Raw genomic sequence first — 20,746 nt, 5'->3', positions numbered from 1 at the left:
GGAATCGTTGATGCAGGTGCGGCCCGAGTTCATCCGTGGCGTCGCCGAGGTCGAGGTCACTCCGCGCGGCATCCGACCGCACCGGCTGCCCGCCTGGGTACGGGAGCAGTTCCCCGACGGGCAGTTGCTGTCGATGGAGAACCAGCCCTCGGGCGTGCGCGTGGTGTTCCGGACGGCGGCGAGCGCGTTCGACCTGGTGGTCCACCCGACCCGGATCGCCTATGTGGGCACCGACCGGCCGCGTGGGCGCATCGACGTCTACGCCGACGGCGGCCTCGTCGTCCGTGACGTGCTCGACGGCGGCGACCGGTTCGAGGTCGACCTCGCCAGCGGCGACAGCACGCTGCACCCCGGCCCGGCGCACACGACACGGGTCTCCGGCCTACCCGAGGGCCGGCACCGGATCGAGGTCTGGCTGCCGCACAACGAGTCCGTCGAACTGGTCGAGCTGCGTGCCGATGCCCCGGTCGAGCCGGACGACGTCGACCTGCCGCAGTGGGTGCATCATGGCAGCTCGATCAGTCAGGGCTCGAATGCGCTGGCACCCAGCGAGATCTGGCCGGCCGTCGCCGCCCGCCGTGCCGGAGTGGAGCTGCGCAATCTCGGCCTGGGCGGCAGCGCGTTCGTCGATCCGTTCCTGGCCCGCGTGATCCGCGACGCCCCGGCCGACTATGTGAGCGTCAAGCTCGGCATCAACGTTGTGAACCTCGACGGGATGCGGCTGCGGGTCTTCGTCCCCGCCGTCCACGGCTTCCTCGACACCATCCGCGACGGCCATCCGGACGTGCCACTGCTGCTGATCTCGCCCCTGTTCTGCGGCATCCACGAGGACACTCCCGGGCCGGGCGCGATCGACCCTGCCTCGATCGGCACCGGTCAGGTGCGTTTCGTCGCGACCGGCACACCGCACGACGTTGCGCTGGGACGTCTGACGCTCCAGGTCATCCGGCGCGAGCTGCGGTCCCTGGTCGAACGCCGGGCGGCCGACAGGAACCTGCACTTCCTGGACGGCACCTCGTTGTACGGTGCCACCGATGCCGCTGAACTCCCGCTGCCCGACGGCTTGCACCCGAGCCCCGAGGCCCACCAGCGGATCGGTGCCCGTTTCGCCGAGTACGCCTTCACCGGCACCGGCCCGTTCGCCCGGCCCCCAGCCGGCGGTGTCGCCTAGCGTCGGACGTCTGACCGACAGGGCGTCTACGCGCCCTGGCCCTGGTTCTGCATCAGTCCGCCGTCCATGAAGTACGTCGACCCGGTGACGTAGTCGGCGTCGTCGCTGGCCAGGAAGACGGCGAGCTTGGCGATCTCCTGCGGCTGCGCGGCCCGCTTCCAGGGGATGGACTGCACCTGCTCCTCCAGGTACTTCGGGTCGTCGATCGCCTGCTGGTTGAACGGGGTGAGCACCATGCCGGGCCCGATGTTGTTGACGTTCATGTGCATCGGGGCGACCTCCAGGGCGATGCTCTTGGCCAACTCCAGCATGCCGCCCTTGCTGGCGTCGTAGTCGGAGCCGCCGGCGCGGGCCACCTCCTGGTGGACGGAGGTGATGTTGATGATCTTGCCGTGTCCGCCCTGGTCGCGGCGGTGCTGGATGAACCGCCGACAGCAGAAGAACATCCCGTACAGGTTGGTGCGGATGGCCCGGTCCCAGGTCTCGGTGTCCAGGTCGGCCACCGGGATGCCGGAGGCGTCCACGCCCGCGTCGTTCATCAGGATGTCGAGGTGGTCGAACTCCCCGAGGGCCTCGTCGAACATGGCCTCGACCTGATGCTCGACGCTGATGTCGCCCTGCACCACGACAGCCCGCTGACCGGTCTTCTCGATCTCGGCCTTGGTGTGGTTCGCGCCCGCGTGGTCGTGCAGGTAGTGCACCACCACGTCGGCGCCCTCCCGGCCGAACTCGATCGCCGTGGCCTGCCCGATACCCGAGTCGGATCCGGTGATCATGGCGGTCCTGCCTGCCAGCCGTCCGGTCATCAGCACGCTCCCCTTTCGTGGCTGTTTCCCCGTCCACCGGCGCGTACCCGCTCGCCGCAGTCGTAACCGGGCGGGTGCCGACGGGAGGCACCCGTGGGCTCACGGCCGGTTGCCGGACTCGACCTCGCCGATGATCCAGGCGGCGTTGATGACCCCGATGTGGGACAGCGCCTGGGGGAAGTTCCCGATCAGGCTGCCGTCGCGGCGGTCGATCTCCTCCGACAGCAGCCCGAGGTCGTTCGCGTGGCCGGTGACGTTCTCGTAGACCTGCTTGGCATCGTCGAGCCTGCCGGCCCGCGCCAGGGCCTCCGCCAGCCAGTACGAGCAGATGATGAAGGCACCTTCCTCACCGGCTCCGGTCCATCGTTGCAGGAGGTCGTCGCGCCCCAGTTCAGTTCTGATCGCGTCCACGGTGGCCATGACCCGCTCGTCGTCACCGGGAAGGAACCCGGTGATCGGCATGACGAGCAGCCCGGCGTCGAGGTGGTCGGAGCCGAATGCGCCGGTGAACGCCTGACGCGAGTCGTTCCAGCCCTGGGTCAGGATCGCCGTACGGATCTGGTCCCTGACCTGCGACCACCGGGGCACCTGCGCCTCGGCGTCCAGGGTCGACGCCAGGGTGATGGCCCGGTCCAGCGCCACCCAGCACAGCAACTTCGACGTCAGGTAGTTCCGCTCGCCCTCGCGTCCCTCCCAGGTGCTGGCGTCCGGCTCCTGCCAGGTGTCGGCGGCCCGGTCGGCCAGGGTGCGCAGCAGGGTCTTGGCGGCCGGCGACAGGTCCCCGAGTTCGTCGCGCAGGACCAGGGCGCACTCCAACGGTTCGCCGAGGACGTCGAGTTGCTTCTGCTGCCAGGCGTTGTTGCCGACCCGTACCGGTCGGCTGCCCTGGTAGCCGTCAAGGTGGTCCAGGGTGTGTTCGGTCAGGTCCCGCTCGCCACCCACGCCGAACATGATCGGTATGTTCTCCGTGGTGTCCACCGATCCGATGGAGGTGGCCATCCAGTCGAAGAAGCGGCTCGCCTCGTGCGGACAGGCGGCGACCCACAGCGCCCTGAGGGTGACGCTGCCGTCGCGGAGCCAACCGAACCGGTAGTCCCAGTTCGCCGCCCCGCCGACCTGCTCGGGCAGCGAGGTGGTGGCGGCCGCGACCACCGCACCGGTGGGCTGGTAGGTCAGCGCCTGAAGGACCAGTGCGCTGCGTCGGACGTGTTCGCGGTACGGGCCCTGGTAGTCCTGGTGCAGGCGGTCCCAGGACTGCCAGGCCGCGATGGTGTCCCGCAGTGCCGCCCGCCCGTCCAGCGGCGCGGTCGGCGGGTCGGCGGAGCGGCGGTGGTGCAGCGCGAACACCGCGCTGTCGCCCTCGGCGAGCGTGAATCGCGCGGTCACCAGTGAGCCGTCGACGGCAAGGTCACGGTCCGCGGCCAGGGTCAACCGGTCGCCGCCGCCGGCGATGTCCATTCCCGCCGGCGTTTCGGTGACCGTGGGACTGACCAGCCCGTACTCCGGCCGGACCGCGACCTCGACCGCCACGTCGACCGTGCCGCTGATGGCCTCGACCTGCCGGATCAGCACGTGCGGAGACGTGAAGCCGATGCGGTGACCGCGTTCTCCGGCGCCGAGACTGAGGGCGTCGGTCAACCGCAGCACGCCGGTCGGGGTGTGGAACTCCGTGCGGAGCACCATCGTCCCGTCGATGTAGTGCCGGGAGGTCGTGTACCGCCCGAGCGGCCGGATCGACCAGAAGCCGCCGCTGGCGCCGAGCAGCCGGGCGAAGACGCTCGGCGCGTCGAACCGGGGCGGGCACCACCAGTCCACGACCCCGTCCGAGGAGACCAACGCCGCGCCCTGGCAGTCGCCGAGAAGTGCGTAATCACTGATCACGGCCATGTTCGCTCCTACCCGTGGTCGCGCTTCCCATGCCCCCGGGACCTGCGGGGGGTGGCGACCCGACGTCGCAACCGTCGGCAGGTTGGAGCGCGCGCTCGGTACTGCACTGGCACCAACGCGCAGAACTGGGCGGGAATCGGGCGCAGAGGCGCATACCACGCGAGGCGGGCGCGGCCGGCTGCTCCGGGGCCGGGCGAGCGGGTGACTGGTGATTTCGCCGATGCGGTGTCGGCGGGCCGCCCCAAACACTGATCGCAGTCGATACAGCTCCAACCCAAGGGAGTACCCGACGTGCGATCAACCACCACCACCCGTCCCCGTTCCCTCACCCTGCTGGCCCGGCTGGCGATGACCGCCGTCCTGGCCGCCGGTGGCGTCGTCGCCACCTCGTCCGCCGCCCAGGCCGCCAACCCGTACGAGCGGGGACCGGCGCCGACCAACGCGATCCTGGAGGCCAGCCGTGGCCCCTTCGCGACCTCGTCGACGAACGTCTCCTCGCTGGTCAGCGGCTTCGGCGGCGGCGTCATCTACTACCCGACCACCACCACGGCGGGCACCTTCGGCGCGGTGGCCATCTCGCCCGGCTACACCGCCTCCTGGTCGAGTCTGGACTGGCTGGGTCCGCGGATCGCCTCGCACGGCTTCGTGGTGATCGGCATCGACACCATCACCCGGCTTGACCAGCCGAGCAGCCGGGGTCGGCAACTGCTGGCCGCGCTGGACTACCTGACCGAGCGCAGCTCGGTGCGCAGCCGCATCGACTCCAGCCGGCTCGCCGTGGCCGGTCACTCGATGGGCGGCGGCGGCAGCCTGGAGGCCGCCGCGAGCCGGCCGTCGTTGCAGGCCGCCGTGCCGCTGGCGCCGTGGAACCTGACCAAGAACTGGTCGAACCTGCGGGTGCCCACGCTGATCATCGGCGGTGAGAGCGACTCCGTCGCCTCGGTCGCCACGCACTCCGAGCCGTTCTACAACAGCATCCCGGCCTCGGCGGAGAAGGCGTACCTGGAACTCAACAACGAGGGCCACTTCTTCCCGAACACGGTCAACACCCCCACCGCGAAGCAGATGGTGGCCTGGCTGAAGCGGTTCGTCGACGACGACACCCGCTACGACCAGTTCCTCTGCCCGGGCCCGAGCGGCTCGGCGGTGGAGGAGTACCGCAACACCTGCCCGCACTGACGTCCTGCCGGGGCGGCCGCGACGCGGCTGCCCCGGATCGTTCGGCCGCCGGTCTTCCGTCCCGAGGACCGGCGGCCGTATATTGCATCGACAGTGCAATAATTCTGGAGGTGGTGGGTGTCCGACCACACGGCCGACGGGCTGCGCGCGCTGGTCGCCGCGTTCCTCGACACGCACGACCCGAACGGTGACCGCCTCGGTTTCCTGCGCGCCCGCTTCGACGCCGGGCTGGCCTGGGTGCAGCACCCACCCGGGCGCGGCGGCCTGGGCGCGCCGCCGCAGCTGCAGGCGGTCGTCGACGACGCCTTCGCCGCAGCCGGCGCACCGGACAACCAGCCCCGGCGCAACAGCATCGGTCTCGGCATGGCCGCGCCCACCCTGCTGCGGCACGCCAGCGACGCCCAGTGCCGACGCTGGCTGCGACCGCTGTGGACCGGCGAAGAGGTGTGGTGCCAGCTGTTCAGCGAACCCGACGCCGGCTCCGACCTGGCGAGCCTGCGTACCCGGGCGGTGCCCGACGGCGACGACTGGGTCATCGACGGCCAGAAGGTGTGGACGTCGCTGGCCCACGAGGCGCGCTGGGCGATCCTGCTGGCCCGGACCGATCCGGCCGCGCCGAAGCACCACGGCATCACCTACTTCGTCTGCGACATGACCGCGCCGGGAGTGCAGGTGCGCCCGCTGCGGCAGGCCACCGGCGAAGCGGAGTTCAACGAGGTCTTCCTCACCGGTGTCCGGGTGCCCGACGCCCACCGCATCGGCGCGGTCGGGCAGGGCTGGCAGATCGCCCGTACGACGCTGATGAACGAACGCGTCGCCATCGGCGGCCGGCCGCTGCCACGCGAGGGCGGCATGGTGGGCGTGCTGGCGCGACTGTGGCGGGAACGCCCGGAGCTGCGCACCGCCGGGCTGCACGACGAGGTCCTGCGCGCCTGGGTGGGGGCCGAAGCCGCCCGGCTGGCCGCGCTGCGGCTGCGGCAGCTGATCGCCGCCGGCGAGCCCGGCCCCGAAGGCTCGGCGGTGAAGCTCTCCTTCGCCGAACTGAGCCAGCGGATCAGCGGACTGGAAGTGGAGCTGCGCGGCTCCGAAGGGCTGCGCCACGACGACTGGACGATGCGTCGCCCGACCGAACCCGACCTGCTCGGCCGCACCGCCACCTACCGCTACCTGCGCGCCCGGGGCAACTCCATCGAGGGCGGGACCTCGGAGATCCTGCGCAGCATCATCGCCGAGCGGGTGCTCGGGCTGCCCACCGAACCCCGGGTGGACCGATGAGCGACCTGCTCTACGACGCCGACGAAGAGGCGCTGCGCGACACCGTACGCACGTTGCTGGCCACGCACGCCCCGTGGCAACGCACGCTCGCTGCCGTCGACGGCGACGATCCGTACGACGCGACACTGTGGCGTCGACTTGTCGACCAGCTCGGCGTGACCGGGCTGGCCGTGCCCGCCGAGCACGGTGGCGCCGCGGCCGGCTTCCGTGAGGTCGCGGTGGTGCTGGAGGAGCTGGGTCGGGCGGTCGCGCCGGTGCCCTTCCTGGGTGCCGCCGTGGCGACCCGGGCGTTGCTGGCCTGTGCCGAGCACACCCTGCTGCGCCGGCTGGCCGCCGGTGAATGCGACGTGACGATGGCGATCGGCTTCGCCACCGCACCCGACCTCGCCACCGCAGCCGACTTCGCCACCGGGCCAGAGGCCCGCCCCGCCCCGGTCACGGTCGGTCCCGGACCGACGCTCACCGGTCGGGTGAGCGGTGTGGCCGACGCCGTGCCGCACGGCCTGCTGCTGGTTCCGGCCGGCGACGCGCTCTACGTCATCGACGCCGCCGAACCGGCGGTGCGGATGTCCGCCGTGGTGTCGCTGGACGCGACCCGACCGCTCGTCGACATCGAGTTCACCGCTGCGGCGGCCCGCCCGATCGCCACCGGCGCTGCCGCTGCCGACGCGGTGACGGCGGCGCTGACCGCCGGCGCGGCGCTGCTCGCCTCCGAACAGGTCGGGCTGGCCCAGTGGTGTCTGGACACGACGGTGGCCTACGTGCGCCAGCGTCACCAGTTCGGCCGTCCGGTCGGCTCGTTCCAGGCGGTCAAGCACCGGTTGGCCGACGTGTGGGTGGAACTGACCGAGGCCCGGGCGGTGGCCCGCTACGCCGCCGACCGGCTCGGCGCGGGCGGTCCCGAGGCGGCGCTGGCGGCCGCGTTGGCCCAGGCGTACTGCGGGCCGGTGGCGGTGCGGGCGGCGGAGGTCTGCGTCCAGTTGCACGGCGGGATCGGCTTCACCTGGGAGCACCCGGCGCATCTCTACCTCAAGCGCGCCAAGAGCGCCGCGATCGCCTTCGGCACCGCCGATCGGCACCGGGCCGCCCTGGCCCGGCTGGTCGATTTGCCCCCACCGGTCACGGCCACCGCCCCACCCGGCGCTGCCGTCCGTTGAGGACCGGCATCGAAGGTGTTGACGAAACACGCGAGAAACGTACACTCCCAGTGTAATAAGTTTGGCCGCACGGCGAGGGGCAGGGTTGATGACGGACGGTCTCGCACTGCACCAGGTCGGCGTCCGCTTCGGCGGCCTCACCGCCCTCGACGACGTCTCCCTTCAGGTCGGTCCGGGTGAGGTGGTCGGGGTGATCGGCCCCAACGGCGCCGGCAAGACCACCCTGTTCAACGTCGTGTGCGGCTTCGTCGCCGCGCACACCGGCACGCTGACCCTCGACGGCCGGCCACTGCGGCCCCGACCGCACCGGCTCACCCGACTGGGCATCGCCCGCACCCTGCAGGGCACCGGCCTGTTCGCCGGGCTCACCGTGCTGGAGAACGTGATGACCGGGGCCACCCACACCGCCCGCGCCAGCCTGCTGCCGGCACTGCTCGGACTGCCCCGCAGCGACCGCGACGAGCGCCGGCTGCGCGAGCACGCCCGCACCGTTCTCGACGAACTGGGCATCGCACAGCACGCCGACGCCGCGCCGGACACCCTCCCGTTCGCCGTACGCCAACGGGTCGCCCTCGCCCGCGCGCTGGCCGCCCGCCCCCGCCTGCTGCTGCTCGACGAGCCGGCCGGCGGACTCGGCGCCGACGACGTGGACAACCTCGCCGAGCTGATCCGGACGCTGCCGCACCGGGGGACCGACCCCTGCGCCGTGCTGCTCGTGGAACACCACATGGACCTGGTCATGGCGGTCTGCGACCGGATCGTGGTGCTCGACTTCGGACGGGTCGTCGCCGCCGGGCCACCCGAGGCGGTCCGCGAGGACCCGGCCGTGGTCGACGCCTACCTCGGCGCGACCGTCGACGAGGCCGCCTGATGACCGCCGACCTGCTCACCGCCGAAGCCCTGGCCTCCGGCTACGGGCCGGTGCCGGTGCTGCACGGCGTCGACCTGCGGGTGCCCACCGGCACCATCACCGCAGTCATCGGTGCCAACGGCGCCGGCAAGACGACCCTGCTGCGCACCCTGTCGGGCATGCTGCGCCCGAGCGCCGGCCGGATCATGTTCGACGGACAGGACCTGCGGGGCACCCCGGTCGAGCAACTCGTCCGGCGCGGCGTGGCACACGTACCGGAAGGCCGCGGCGTCATCGGCGAACTCACCGTGGCGGAGAACCTGCGCCTCGGCGCGCTGTGGCGCCGCGACCGCCGCGACGCCGCACGCGCCCTCGACGAGGTCTACCAGCTGTTCGAACCGCTCGCGCGGCGACGACGGCACCTCGGCCACCAGCTCTCCGGTGGCGAACGGCAGATGCTTGCCCTCGGCCGGGCCCTTGTCGCCCGCCCCCGCCTGCTGTTACTGGACGAACCGTCGCTCGGCCTGGCACCCCGCGTGGTGGCCCAGACCATGGCGCTGCTGCGCCGGCTGCGCGACGACACCGGGCTGACCGTGCTGCTTGTCGAGCAGAACGTACGCAGCGCCCTGGCCGTCGCCGACCAGGGCATCGTGATGTCGCTCGGCCGGGTCGTCCTGGCCGCCCCGGCCGAGCGGCTGCGCGACGACACCGACCTGCGCCACGCCTACCTCGGATTCTGACAAACGCTAGGAGGACCGTGGACCGCTTCCTCTTCCTCACCCTCGACGGACTGTCGAGGGGCGCGGTCTACGCCGCGTTCGCCCTCGCCCTGGTGCTCATCTGGCGAGCCGGTCGGATCGTCAACTTCGCCCAGGGCGCGATGGCGGTCGCCGCCGCGTACGTCGCCTACAGCGTCACCGCCGCGACCGGCTCGTACTGGCTCGGCTTCGCCGCGGCACTGCTCGCCGGACTGCTGCTCGGCGCGATCGTCGACATCGCGGTGATGCGACTGGTGGACCACCGCTCACCACTCAACCCGGTGATCGTCGCGCTCGGGCTGGTCCTGCTGATCCAGGCACTCCTCGGCATGGTCTACGGCAACGAGTACCTGCCCGCACAGGCCCCGATGAGCCGTACCGCGCTGACGGTGGGCGACACCGCCCTGCTGTCCCCGTACGACCTGTTCGTCTTCGCCACCGTCGGCGTGGTCGGCGCGGCCCTGGTCTGGATCTTCACCCGGACCGCGATCGGGCTCCGGATGCGGGCGGCGGCGTTCGCACCCGAGGTGTCCCGACTGCTCGGCGTGAACGTCGGCGGCATGCTCACCCTCGGCTGGGCGCTGGCCTCGGGCGTCGGCGCACTGGCCGCGATGCTTGTCATCCCCACCGAACTGGGCCTGCATCCCCACGCGATGGACATGGTCTTCGTCTCCGCGTTCACCGCCGCGGTGCTCGGCGGGCTGGACAGCCCACCCGGCGCGGTCGTCGGCGGACTCGGCGTCGGCCTGCTGCTGTCCTACGTCAGCGGGTACGCCGGTGGCGACCTCATCCCGCTCGCGGTGCTCGCCCTGCTGCTGACGGTGCTGCTGCTGCGCCCCGGCGGACTGTTCGCCACGGTCACCGCGAGGCGGGTGTGAGCGCCACCCGGGCGCCCGCGCCGCCTTACCGACAGCGCGCCGTCGACCTCGTCCGTACCGGCCGGTCCGTGCCGACCCTGCTCCGCCACCTCGCCGTCGCCGTCGCCGTCGCGCTGGTAGTGCTGCTGGTCAGCTACCAGCTCGACTCGTACCGCAACTTCCAACTCGCCACGGTGGCCGCCTACCTCTGCGCCACCGCCGGACTGACCATCCTCACCGGGCTCTGCGGGCAACTCTCCCTGGGGCACGGGGCGTTGATGGCCACCGGCGCGTACACCGTCGCGCTGTGCCAGACCGCCTTCTTCGACCGGGGCGTCACCTCCGGTGCGGTGCTGCTGCTGTCGCTGGTCGCCGCCGTGGCGGTCACCGTGACGGTGGGTCTGGTCGTCGGCGTCGCCGCCGCCCGGCTGCGCGGCCCCTACCTGGCCGGGCTCACCCTGGCGGTGGCGGTGGTGGTGCCGGCGTTGACAGTCACCTTCGACGGCATCTTCAACGGCGAGCAGGGCCTGCCGGTGCCGGTGGCACCCGCACCGGCAGGGCTGGGTCTCTACTTCCCGCACGAGCGGTGGCAACTGTGGATGGCCGCCGGGGCGACCCTGCTCTGCCTGGTGGTGCTGGCCAACCTGGTCCGCAGCCGCTACGGCCGGTTGTTCCGGGCGGTACGCGACGACGAGGTCGCCGCCCGGCTCGCCGGCATCCACGTCGCCCGTACGCAGGTCATCGCCTTCGTGGTCAGCGCGGCCGGCGCCGGCCTCGGCGGCGCCCTGCTGGCGGTGCTCGCGCAGAGCGTGTCACCCGGCGCGTTCGGACTGAACCTTTCGCTGTTCCTGCTCATGGCCGTCGTCATCGGCGGTCTCGGCCGGCTCGCCGGCGCCGTGTGGGGCGCCTTCCTGCTGGTCGTCCTACCCGACCTGACGCACTCCCTGACGAACCTGTTCACCCTCTCACCGGCGACGGCGCAACGGCTGGAGGGCAACCTCCCGCTGGCGATCTTCGGGGCCACGTTGATCGTGGTCATGATCGCCGCCCCCGGCGGTGTGCAGGGTCAGCTGTCCCGACTGACCCGGGCGCTGCGCGCCCTCAGGCCGGCCGGGCGCTCGTAACCCGCCCCACCCCCACCACCCGCCTCGCACAACCGGACCGATGAAAGGTCGGTGTCCCATGCGAACCACGGAACGGCGCGGTCTCGCGATCGCCACCACCCTCACCTTGCTGCTCACTCTCACCGCGTGTGGCTCCGACGACGGCCCCGGCTCGGGGGAGCCGGTTCCCGGGGTCACCGACACGGAGATCGTCGTCGGCACCCACATGCCGCTGACCGGACCGGCGTCCGCCGGCTACTCGAAGATCGCCCCGGCCACGAAGGCCTACTTCGACTACGTCAACGCCAACGGCGGCGTACACGGCCGCAAAATCACCTACAAGGTCATGGACGACGGCTACAACCCGGCCACCACTCAGCAGGTCGTGCGCCAACTCGTCCTGCAGGACAAGGTCTTCGCCGTCCTCAACGGCCTCGGCACCCCCACCCACACCGGCGTGCTGGACTTCCTGCACACCAACCGGGTGCCGGACCTCTTCGTCGCCTCCGGCAGCCGCAACTGGGACCAGCCCGACCGCTACCCGAACACCTTCGGCTTCAACCCGGACTACACGGTCGAAGGCAAGATCCTGGCCAACCACGTGAAGACCACCCTGCCCGGCCGGAAGGTCTGTTTCCTCGGCCAGGACGACGACTTCGGGCAGGACGCCCTGGCCGGCGTGGAGAAGGTGCTCGGCACCGACGGGGTGGTGGCCCGCGAGACGTACGTGACAAGCAACACCAACGTCGCCCCCCAGATCGGCGCGTTCAAGGCCGCCGGCTGCGAGGTCGTCATCCTCGCCACCGTGCCCGGCTTCACCGCCCTGTCCGTCGGCACCGCCGCCCGGCTGGGCTTCCGCCCCCAGTGGGTGGTGTCGAACGTGGGCGCCGACCACCCGACGCTGGCCCGGCAACTCGGCGACGCCGCCGGACTGCTGGAGGGCATGGTCGGGCTGAACTACCTGCCGATGCAGGGCGACACCGACAACCCGTGGATCCAGCTGTTCACCAAGGTGAACAACGAACACAACGGCGGCGCGGAGTTCGACGGCAACGCCGTCTACGGGATGGCCGTGGGCTACCTGTTCGTGCAGGTGCTGCTGGCCGCCGGCAAGGATCTCACCCGCGAGTCACTTGTCGAGGCCGTCCGCAAGGGCGGCTACCAGGGGCCCGGCGTGGCGCCGCTGCGCTTCTCCGCCACCGACCACTCCGGTTACGGCGGGGGCCGGCTGAGCCGGGTCAGTGGGGGCAAGCAGACCTACTTCGGCCCGACGTACGAGACCGACGAGGCCGACGGACCGGTCAACGAGTACACCGCACCGCCGGTGTCACCACCGGCCAACGGTGTGCCGAACGCCTGAGCAACACGTCCGCGTGGTCCGCACCTGCGTACGGGTGCGGACCACGCCCGACCGCAGACGGGAGTCCGATGTCGACAGCCGACCCGGCCACCGACGGCTCGACCGCCGGCCAGCCGGAAGGAGCACGGTGGTTGCCGGGGGCGGCGGTCGTGGTTACCGGTGCCGGCTCCGGCATCGGTGCGGCCCTCGCCGAGCGGTTCGCCGCCGTCGGGGCCCGCGTGGTCGTCAACGACCTCGACGCCGAGGCGGCACAGGCCGTGGCCGCTCGGATCGGCGGCCACGCCTGTCCCGGTGACGCCGCCGACCCGGCCGGTGTCGCCGAACTTGTGGACTTCGCCCGCCGACGCCTCGGCGGCGTCGACCTGTACTGCGCCAACGCCGGCGTGGCACCCGCAGGCGACGCCGACGACGCGGCGTGGGAGACGGCCTGGCGGGTCAACGTGATGTCCCACGTTTACGCCGCCCGCGAACTGCTGCCGTACTGGCTCGCCGCCGGGCGGGGGCGGCTGCTGGTCACCGCGTCGGCCGCCGGCCTGCTGACCATGCTCGGCAACGCGCCGTACGCGGTGACCAAACACGCCGCGCTCAGCTTCGCCGAATGGCTGCGGGCCACGTACGCCCACCGGGGCATCGTCGTGCAGGCACTCTGCCCGCAGGGTGTGCGTACCCCGATGCTGGCCGCGGGCGACGCGATGAGCAGCGCCCTGCTGGACGCCACCGCCGTCACCACCGACCGGGTGGCCGACTGCATGCTGGAGGCGCTGGACGACGACCGGTTCCTGGTGCTGCCACACCCGCAGGTGGCCGACTGGTACGCCCACCGGGCCGCCGACCCGGACCGCTGGCTGCGCGGCATGAACCGCCTCCAGCAGCAGACGGAGCACCGCGATGCCTGACCCGGCAGACCACGCCACGCCGGACGACGCCGCTTCGGACGACGCCACACCGGACGACGCCGCTTCGGACGACGGCGGGCCGCTGCCCGGACTCGACCTGGACCGGCTGGCGACCTACCTGCATCGCCAGGTGCCCGGGCTGCTCACCGGGCCGCTGCACGGCGCGCTGCTGACCGGCGGGCGGTCCAACCTCACCTACGCGGTGACCGACGGGCAGACCCGGTGGGTGCTGCGCCGCCCGCCGCTGGGCCACGTCCTGGCCACCGCCCACGACATGGGCCGGGAGTACCGGGTGATGCACGCCCTCGCGCCGACCGCCGTCCCGGTGCCGCCGATGGTCCACCACTGCGCCGACCCGACGGTGCTCGGAGTGCCGTTCTACCTGATGGGGCAGGTGCCCGGCCGGGTGCACCGGGAACCGGAGGAGCTTGTCGGCTGGTCCCCGTCGCAGGTACGCGACCTGGCGTTCCGGTTGATCGACCTGCTCGCCGTGCTGCACACGGTCGAACCGGCCTCGGTCGGCCTGGCCGACTTCGGTCGCCCCGACGGGTTCAACGCCCGGCAGGTCCGCCGCTGGAAACGCCAACTCGACGCCTCCCGCAGCCGGGACCTGCCCGGCATCGGCGAACTGCACGACCGGCTGGCCGCCGCCGTACCCGAGACCCGGTCGGCGGCGGTGCTGCACGGCGACTTCCGGCTGGACAACGTCCTGCTCGGCGAGGACCGCACCGTACGCGCCGTACTGGACTGGGAGATGTCCACCCTCGGCGACCCGCTGGCCGACCTGGCCCTGTCGCTGGTCTACGCCCGCCGGGTGACCGCACCCGGACAGCCCGACACCGACGAACTGGCCGCCCGGTACGCCCGACGCACCGGACGGTCGGTCGACGCACTGCCCTGGTATCTCGCCTTCGCCGCCTTCAAACTCGCGGTGATCCTGGAGGGCGTGCACTACCGCTACGTGCAGGGCCAGACCGTCGGTGACGGATTCGACCAGATCGGCGCGCGGGTGCCGCCGCTGATCGCCGAGGGCCTGAGCACCCTAGGGAGACGATGACGTGGACTTCCGCTACGACGACACCACCGAACGGCTGCGCGAGCGCCTGCACGAGTTCATGACCGAGTGCGTCCATCCGGCCGAGCCGATCTTCGAAGCCCAGACCCGGACGGCCGACGAACCGTGGACGGCACCGCCGGTGGTGGCCGAACTCCAGGCCGAGGCGCGTCGGCGCGGCCTGTGGAATCTCTTCCTGCCCGGCGAACACGGCGCGGGCCTGACCAACCTCCAGTACGCGCCCCTGGCGGAGATCACCGGCCACTGCCCGTGGCTGGCCCCGGTGGCGCTCAACTGCGCCGCACCGGACACCGGCAACATGGAGCTGCTCGCCCAGTTCGGCTCGGCCCAGCAACGCGAGCGATGGCTCACCCCGCTGCTCGACGCCCGGATCCGGTCCGCCTTCGCGATGACCGAGCCGGCGGTCGCCTCCTCCGACGCCACGAACATCGCCACCCGGATCGAACGCGACGGCGATGCGTACGTCGTCAACGGCCGCAAGTGGTTCGTCACCGGCGCGATGGACCCACGGTGCGCGATCTTCATCGTGATGGGCCGGACCGACCCGTCGGCGCTTCGGCACCAGCAGCACAGCCAGATCCTCGTCCCGCGCGACACCCCGGGCGTCACCGTCCGTCGAGGCATGACCGCCTTCGGGTACGACGACGGCGACCACGGCGGCCACGCCGAGATCGACTTCGTCGACGTACGGGTGCCGGTGACGAACCTGATCGGCACCGAGGGCTCCGGCTTCGCCATCTCACAGGCCCGGCTCGGTCCGGGCCGGGTGCACCACTGCATGCGGCTGCTGGGCATGGCGGAACGGGCCGTCGAGCTGATGTGCCGGCGGGTCAGCCAGCGGCACGCCTTCGGTGCGCCCCTGTCCGAGCAGGGCGTGGTGCGGGACTGGATCGCGCAGGCCCGGGTACGCCTGGAGCAGGCCCGCCTGCTCGTGCTCAAGACCGCCTGGCTGATGGACACCGTCGGCAACCGGGCCGCACACACCGAGATCCAGGCCATCAAGATCGCGGTACCTGAGGCGGTCGAATGGATCATCGACCGGGCGGTGCAGGCCCACGGCGCGGCCGGCGTCAGCCAGGACACCCCGCTGGCCCGGCTCTGGGCCCGTGCCCGCGCGGTACGCATCGCCGACGGCCCCGACGAGGTGCACCGCCAGTCGCTGGCCCGCCGGGAGCTGCGCCGGTATCGGGACGCGGATGCCGTACCGGCACGCGTCTAGACTCGGCTGGCACGAGGGAGCAGCAAGGGTGAGGAGACGGGCGCGGATGGTCGGTGCCGAGACCGCCGGTCGGGTCGACGGGCGCACTGCGCGGGCGGAGCGCACCCGGGCGGCCATCGTCGAGGCGCATCTCGCGCTCATCTCCGAGGGCGACCTGCGTCCGACCGGTGAGCGCATCGCCGAGCGGGCCGGCATCTCCCTGCGTACGCTCTGGACCAACTTCAAGGACATGGAGACCCTGTTCGAGGCCAGCGGCGCGGAGCTGCTGCGCCAGCAGGACGCCGCCTGGCGGCCGATCTCGCCCACCCTGCCGCTCGCCAAGCGGGTCGACGCCTTCTGCCGGCAGCGGGCCAAGCTGCTGCAACTGATCGCACCGTCGGCGCGGGCCGCGCAGATGCGCGAGCCGTTCTCCGCACAGCTGCGCCGCAACCGGCTCAAGCACATCGCCCGGGTACGCGACGAGATCGAGCAGTTGTTCGCCGAGGAACTCGACCGCGCCGGGCCGGCACGCGACCAGGTGGTCAACGCGGTGGTGGCGGCCAGCACCTGGCCTGCCTGGTCCACCCTGCGCGACGGCCTCGGGCTGGGCGTGGACGCCGCCCGGGCGGTGATGGCCCGTACCGTCGGCGCGCTGCTGGCTCAGGTGGACGAGCGCTGACGGGTCGCGGCCGGTACCGCGAGGCGGGTGACCTGGGGCAGTTGCCGCAGAATTCCGCTTCTACCTCTTCTCAAGCGCTGTCCGATAGGTGAGACTCGATGCATGGTTAGTGCATCAGCAGTGCAAATAGAAGTGCTACGGGGCCGGCAGGGGGAGTGCCGGGAGATCCGCTCGCTGCTCGCCGCACCGGCCGGAGGAGCGCTCCTGCTGCACGGCGAGCCCGGCGCGGGGCGCACCGCCCTGCTGGCGTACGCCCACCGCCACCGTGCAGGTCGCCGCCTGCTGGCCGCCGCCGGCCTGGCCGACGAGGCGATGCTGCCCTACGCCGGACTGCAGCGGCTGCTCGACCCCGTGCTCGACCGCGCACACGCGCTACCCGAACGGCAGCGGCAGGTGCTGCGCGACGCCCTGACCGGCGAAGGCTGCCCCGACCGCGACCAGCTCATCCTCTCCCACGCCGTCCTCGGACTGCTCGCCGAAGCCGCCCACGACGGCCCACTGCTCTGCACCATGGACGACCTCGACGCAGGCGACACCCCGACGGCGCGGGTACTGACCTTCGTGGCCCGACGGCTGCCCCAACTGCCGGTCGTGCTCCTGCTCACCGCCGGCAACGACACCGCAGCGCAGGCGATACCCGGCCGCCGACTACTGCCCCTGGACCCCTCCGACAGCCTCGCCCTGCTGACCGCCCGACGCCCCGGCCCACCACCACCCGAGCCGGTGCTGGCCGCCCTGACCACCCTCGCCGCCGGAAACCCACAGGCACTCGTCGACCTCGCCGACACGCTGACCCCCGGCCAATGGTGCGGCACCGAACCCCTGCCGGCCGCACCGCCGACCGACGGCACCCTCGGCCGGACGTACCGCGCCCTGCTGGCCCGCCTGCCCCGCGACACCCAGGGCGCGCTGCTGCTGGCCGCGATCGCCGCAGCCGACCTCGCCACCCCGACCGGCCGGGCCGCCGCCGTGGACCCGGTCACCCTGGGACGCGCACTGCGCGCGACCGGCAGCGGCGTCGAGGCACTCGTGCCCGCCGAGGCCGCCGGCCTGATCCGGATCACCACACCCGGTGGCGCCGAGTTTCCCCGACCGCTGGCCCGCAGCATGATCGAGGCGACCGCCTCCGTCACCGCCCGCCGCGACGCCCACCTGCTGCTCGCCGCCGCCCTCGACGGCACCGGCTCGCGACTGCGTCGGGCCCTGCACCGGGCCGCGGCAACCGACGGAGATGATCCGGCGCTGGCCGCCGAGCTGGAGGACGCGGCGGCAGCGCACCAGGACCGGTCGGTGGCCGCGACCGCGCTGGCCCGGGCCGCCGAACTCAGCGACGACGCGGCGCTCGCCACCGCGCGGCAGGTCACCGCGGCCCGCTACGCCTGGCAGGCGGGACAACCCGAGCGGGCCCACGCGCTTCTGCACCACGTCGCCGACGCGACCGGCGCACTGCCACACCAGGCCCCACCCACGCCGACCGGCCGCAGCGCCGCTAGCCCGCCGGTGACCCCACCCGCGCCGACCGTGCACAGCGCCGCTGGCCCGCCGGTGACCGCACCCACGCCGACCGGATGCAGCGCCGACGCCTCGCCGGTGACCGCTGCCACGGGCGGCCTGGCCGAACTGCTGCGCGGTGAGATGCACCTGCGCTGCGGTCGCGCCTCGACCGCACTGCCCACCCTGCTGGCCGCCGCCACCACACTGGCCGACGTCGACCGCGAGTCGGCACTGGTCGCCCTGGTCCGCGCCGGTGAGGCCGTCTGCTTCTCCGGGGACCACTACCGCTACGGCGAGGTGGCCCGCCGGGTGCAGGCACTCCGCCGCGACGGGGATCCGCCCTGGGCGGACCTGCTGACCACCCTGGTCGCCGGGGTCGCCGCCACCCTGCGGGGCGAGCACGCCCACGGCGGCCCGCTGCTGCGCCGGGCGGTGGCCCTCGGCGGCCGGCTGCGCGGTGCCGCAGTCACCCCGACCGCGTTGACCGGTGCGGCCGCCGCCGGCCTGCTGGTCGCGGTCGACGCTGCGGCGTACCGGCTCGCCGAGGACGCCGTCGACCTGGCCACCGACCGAGGCGAAGTGTCACTACTGCCCAGGGCGCTCGAACTGCGCGCGATGAGCGAATACTGGCTGGGCAGGCACGACGCCGCAGCGAAAAGCTGCCAGGAAGGACTGCGGGTGGCCCGGGCCGCCGGACAGCACGCCACTGCCGGCGTACACCTGGGTCTGCTCGCCGTGCTGTCGGCCGTGCGGGCCGACCACGACGCCTGCCTCGGCCACGTCGCCGAGCTGGGCGACACCGCCGCACCCGGCAGCCGCCCGTACGCCCTCGCCCAGTGGGCCCTCGGGGTGCTGGACCTGGTCGACGGCCGGTACGCCGACGCGGCCGACCGGCTGGCCACGCTGGCCCGACCCGGCACCCGACCCGGCACCGGACGCGGCCAGGTGCTCGTCCAGGTGATGGCCACACCCCACCTGGTGGAAGCCGCCGCCCACGACAGCAGACCCGCCCGGGCCCGCGCCGCGCTCGCCGTCTTCGACCGCTGGGCCGGCAGCACCGCCAGCCCGCTGCGCCGGGCGCTGTCGGCCCGCTGCCACGCGCTGCTGGCCCCGCGCGGCAGCGCCGAAGCCGAGGAACACTTCGACCGGGCGTTGTGCCTGCACCCGGCCGACGCCGCCACCTTCGAACGGGCCCGCACCGAACTGCTCTACGGCCGGGAACTACGCCGAGCCCGCCGCCCCCGCGACGCCCGCGACCACCTGCACCGGGCCCGGCAGACCTTCGTCCTGCTCGGCGCTGACGTGTGGGCGCGGCAGACCACGGTGGAACTACGCGCGGCGGGAGAGTCCGTCGGTACGCCGGACCGGCAGGCGGTACGGCTGCTCACCGGGCAGCAGCTGCGCATCGCCCAACTGGTCGCCGCCGGCGCCACCAACCGGGAGGTCGCCACGCAGATGTTCCTGTCCACCCGGACCGTCGACCACCACCTGCGCAACATCTACCACCGGCTCGGCATCCGCTCCCGCACCGAACTGGCCCGCGCCCTGGGCTGAGGCAGCGACCCATTCGTTCGGCACGAATGAGTCAGGTGCCGGTCCGCTGTTCCAGGTGTCGACGAGCATCCCGCCACAGACGCTCAAACTCCCCGGAGGACAGGCTTTCCAAAGCAGGCTTCAACGCGGGCTCGGGTGGAGGAAACGGGGCCTCCGGCACAACCCCGTACCGCCGTTCGTACTCAGATACCGCGCCCACGGTCCCTGAGTCACGAGCGATGAGCACCTCTGCGAGCGACGCCGCCGCCACGAAGACCCCGTCCGACCCGCGCAACTCAACGTGACGTAGCGCCCACCGATCAGCATCCAGCTCGTCGTAGTTCCAACGGTCATCATCGGACCAGTACCAACGGATGTAGGTGAGCACGTAACCATTGTCGCCCGAAGCCTGTGGCAGCTATGCGGCCGACGGCCGCAGGTTCTTGCGCCAGTACCAGTCCAACTGCTCGCGAGCCGCTCGCCTATTGTCACTTCCGCACCCTACGTACAACGGAGACCTGACAACGACCCTCACGGACGCCGGGCCATTGCCTGCCGCGTGCTGGTCCGTGCCCGATGTAGGGGGCAAGATGGGTCAACGGCAGCGCAGTCTGCAGTCGCGTGTGCACGCCCCGTGCTGGACCGAGACGGTCGTGGTCACCCAGCGTGTAGATCAACACGATTCCCAAGCTGAGGGTCGAGTGTCACCTACGCTTACGTCCGTGCCTCACTGGTCGGAGACTGTGCGCGCCGCCGAGGAACGGGGCGACTGGGATCGAGCAATCGCGGTAGTCAGTGCTGTCGCGGAGTGTTACAGCACCGACCACGAGCGCCATAACGCGCACCTGTGGCACATGGATCTGCTCGCGCGCGCCGGCCGTCATGTCGAACTGGCGACTCTTGGCCAACAAGATGTGCATGCGCGCAGGCGGCTGAACCGGCTGCTCTACGAGGAAGGCCGGCTGGATGATCTGCGACAGCGAGCGCGTTCCGGAGACGGTGGAGCGGGGTACCTGCTCGAACGCGCGGGAGGTCGGGATGGCCTGGGTGCCGAGCAGGTGGGTGACTAGCTGGGCGACGACCGAAGCGGCCGACCCCGGACGGTCCACGGACGACGGTGGACCGTTCCAGCAGCCTGGAAAGCTCTGGCGAGACCTGTTTTGCCGGTAGTAACAGTGTCCCGAGTTGTGGCCGATACAGGGATAACTGCAAAAGTGCCCGAGAGCCTGACACGCGGCCCGACGGAGAAAGGTGGAGATGGTAGAAAGCGGTCCCCGGCGTCGGCATCTGCTCTGGATCTTGGCGTATGCGGCAGTGGCGATTTGGGCGGGTGTGAGTGGAGCTTCGCGGATCGGCGAGGGAAACCTCGGCTTGGGAACGTTCCTCCGGATCCTCTTGGCTGTTTTCATGTTAGGTGCCCTAGCAGCGGAGATTCGGCAGTATCGGCACCACCGCCGATCGGCAAGTT

General features: G+C 72.0%; 18 protein-coding genes. 15 read left to right on the top strand and 3 right to left on the bottom strand.

Annotated elements, in window-relative coordinates; all coding sequences use genetic code 11:
• The first annotated feature begins 10 nt into the window (after nt 1-10).
• A complete protein-coding gene (locus Vgi01_RS19510; protein WP_204291947.1) occupies nt 11-1,171 on the top strand; it encodes a GDSL-type esterase/lipase family protein in 1,161 nt (386 codons plus the stop codon).
• Nucleotides 1,172-1,197: 26 nt separating this feature from the next.
• Here the strand turns inward: Vgi01_RS19510 and Vgi01_RS19505 are convergent, their stop codons facing one another.
• Both Vgi01_RS19505 and Vgi01_RS19500 read right to left on the bottom strand, forming a co-directional pair.
• Nucleotides 1,198-1,977, bottom strand: coding sequence for an SDR family oxidoreductase (locus tag Vgi01_RS19505; protein ID WP_204291946.1), 780 nt, complete (start codon nt 1,975-1,977; stop codon nt 1,198-1,200).
• A 99-nt stretch (nt 1,978-2,076) separates the two neighbouring features.
• On the bottom strand, nt 2,077-3,864 hold the full coding sequence (locus Vgi01_RS19500) for a glycoside hydrolase family 15 protein (RefSeq protein ID WP_204291945.1): 1,788 nt from the start codon (nt 3,862-3,864) through the stop codon (nt 2,077-2,079).
• 291 nt (nt 3,865-4,155) lie between these two features.
• On the opposite strand from Vgi01_RS19500, the gene Vgi01_RS19495 reads away from it, so the two are divergent.
• From Vgi01_RS19495 to Vgi01_RS19435, 13 genes are all read left to right on the top strand, one after another.
• Nucleotides 4,156-5,043, top strand: a complete 888-nt coding sequence (locus Vgi01_RS19495) for an alpha/beta hydrolase family protein (protein ID WP_204291944.1) — start codon at nt 4,156-4,158, stop codon at nt 5,041-5,043.
• A 117-nt stretch (nt 5,044-5,160) separates the two neighbouring features.
• The gene (locus Vgi01_RS19490; RefSeq protein ID WP_204291943.1) at nt 5,161-6,318 is read left to right on the top strand and encodes an acyl-CoA dehydrogenase family protein; all 1,158 of its coding nucleotides are present in this window, start codon (nt 5,161-5,163) and stop codon (nt 6,316-6,318) included.
• Nucleotides 6,315-7,475: an acyl-CoA dehydrogenase family protein gene (locus Vgi01_RS19485; RefSeq protein WP_204291942.1), complete on the top strand. Its 1,161-nt coding sequence runs from the start codon at nt 6,315-6,317 to the stop codon at nt 7,473-7,475. Before Vgi01_RS19490 ends, Vgi01_RS19485 begins: the two co-directional genes overlap by 4 nt.
• Nucleotides 7,476-7,563: 88 nt before the next feature.
• Complete coding sequence (locus Vgi01_RS19480; RefSeq protein ID WP_102657554.1) at nt 7,564-8,346, top strand: ABC transporter ATP-binding protein; 783 nt, start codon at nt 7,564-7,566, stop codon at nt 8,344-8,346.
• Nucleotides 8,346-9,065 carry an ABC transporter ATP-binding protein gene (locus tag Vgi01_RS19475; RefSeq protein WP_102657555.1) on the top strand — a complete coding sequence of 240 codons (720 nt, stop codon included), beginning with the start codon at nt 8,346-8,348 and terminating at the stop codon, nt 9,063-9,065. Before Vgi01_RS19480 ends, Vgi01_RS19475 begins: the two co-directional genes overlap by 1 nt.
• 17 nt (nt 9,066-9,082) lie before the next feature.
• On the top strand, nt 9,083-9,961 hold the full coding sequence (locus Vgi01_RS19470; protein ID WP_204291941.1) for a branched-chain amino acid ABC transporter permease: 879 nt from the start codon (nt 9,083-9,085) through the stop codon (nt 9,959-9,961).
• Nucleotides 9,958-11,064, top strand: a complete 1,107-nt coding sequence (locus Vgi01_RS19465) for a branched-chain amino acid ABC transporter permease (RefSeq protein WP_102657557.1) — start codon at nt 9,958-9,960, stop codon at nt 11,062-11,064. The genes Vgi01_RS19470 and Vgi01_RS19465 overlap by 4 nt, the downstream gene beginning before the upstream one ends.
• 58 nt (nt 11,065-11,122) lie before the next feature.
• The gene (locus Vgi01_RS19460; RefSeq protein WP_102657558.1) at nt 11,123-12,403 is read left to right on the top strand and encodes an ABC transporter substrate-binding protein; all 1,281 of its coding nucleotides are present in this window, start codon (nt 11,123-11,125) and stop codon (nt 12,401-12,403) included.
• 68 nt (nt 12,404-12,471) lie between these two features.
• On the top strand, nt 12,472-13,299 hold the full coding sequence (locus Vgi01_RS19455) for an SDR family NAD(P)-dependent oxidoreductase (RefSeq protein WP_239089063.1): 828 nt from the start codon (nt 12,472-12,474) through the stop codon (nt 13,297-13,299).
• Nucleotides 13,292-14,356 carry a phosphotransferase family protein gene (locus Vgi01_RS19450; protein WP_204291940.1) on the top strand — a complete coding sequence of 355 codons (1,065 nt, stop codon included), beginning with the start codon at nt 13,292-13,294 and terminating at the stop codon, nt 14,354-14,356. Before Vgi01_RS19455 ends, Vgi01_RS19450 begins: the two co-directional genes overlap by 8 nt.
• 1 nt (nt 14,357) lies before the next feature.
• Nucleotides 14,358-15,593, top strand: coding sequence for an acyl-CoA dehydrogenase family protein (locus Vgi01_RS19445; protein WP_204291939.1), 1,236 nt, complete (start codon nt 14,358-14,360; stop codon nt 15,591-15,593).
• A 46-nt stretch (nt 15,594-15,639) separates the two neighbouring features.
• The gene (locus Vgi01_RS19440; RefSeq protein ID WP_102657560.1) at nt 15,640-16,251 is read left to right on the top strand and encodes a TetR/AcrR family transcriptional regulator; all 612 of its coding nucleotides are present in this window, start codon (nt 15,640-15,642) and stop codon (nt 16,249-16,251) included.
• 120 nt (nt 16,252-16,371) lie between these two features.
• A complete protein-coding gene (locus Vgi01_RS19435) occupies nt 16,372-19,299 on the top strand; it encodes a helix-turn-helix transcriptional regulator (RefSeq protein WP_239089062.1) in 2,928 nt (975 codons plus the stop codon).
• A gap of 31 nt (nt 19,300-19,330) precedes the next feature.
• Here Vgi01_RS19435 and Vgi01_RS19430 read toward each other — a convergent pair whose 3' ends face one another.
• On the bottom strand, nt 19,331-19,666 hold the full coding sequence (locus Vgi01_RS19430) for a hypothetical protein (protein ID WP_102657562.1): 336 nt from the start codon (nt 19,664-19,666) through the stop codon (nt 19,331-19,333).
• A gap of 334 nt (nt 19,667-20,000) precedes the next feature.
• On the opposite strand from Vgi01_RS19430, the gene Vgi01_RS19425 reads away from it, so the two are divergent.
• On the top strand, nt 20,001-20,348 hold the full coding sequence (locus tag Vgi01_RS19425) for a hypothetical protein (RefSeq protein ID WP_146017508.1): 348 nt from the start codon (nt 20,001-20,003) through the stop codon (nt 20,346-20,348).
• Nucleotides 20,349-20,746: the final 398 nt, after the last annotated feature.

It is taken from the genome of Micromonospora gifhornensis, from assembly GCF_016863515.1.
Taxonomy (GTDB): Bacteria; Actinomycetota; Actinomycetes; order Mycobacteriales; family Micromonosporaceae; genus Micromonospora; species Micromonospora gifhornensis.
This window is presented reverse-complemented; position numbering and strand designations above follow the sequence as displayed.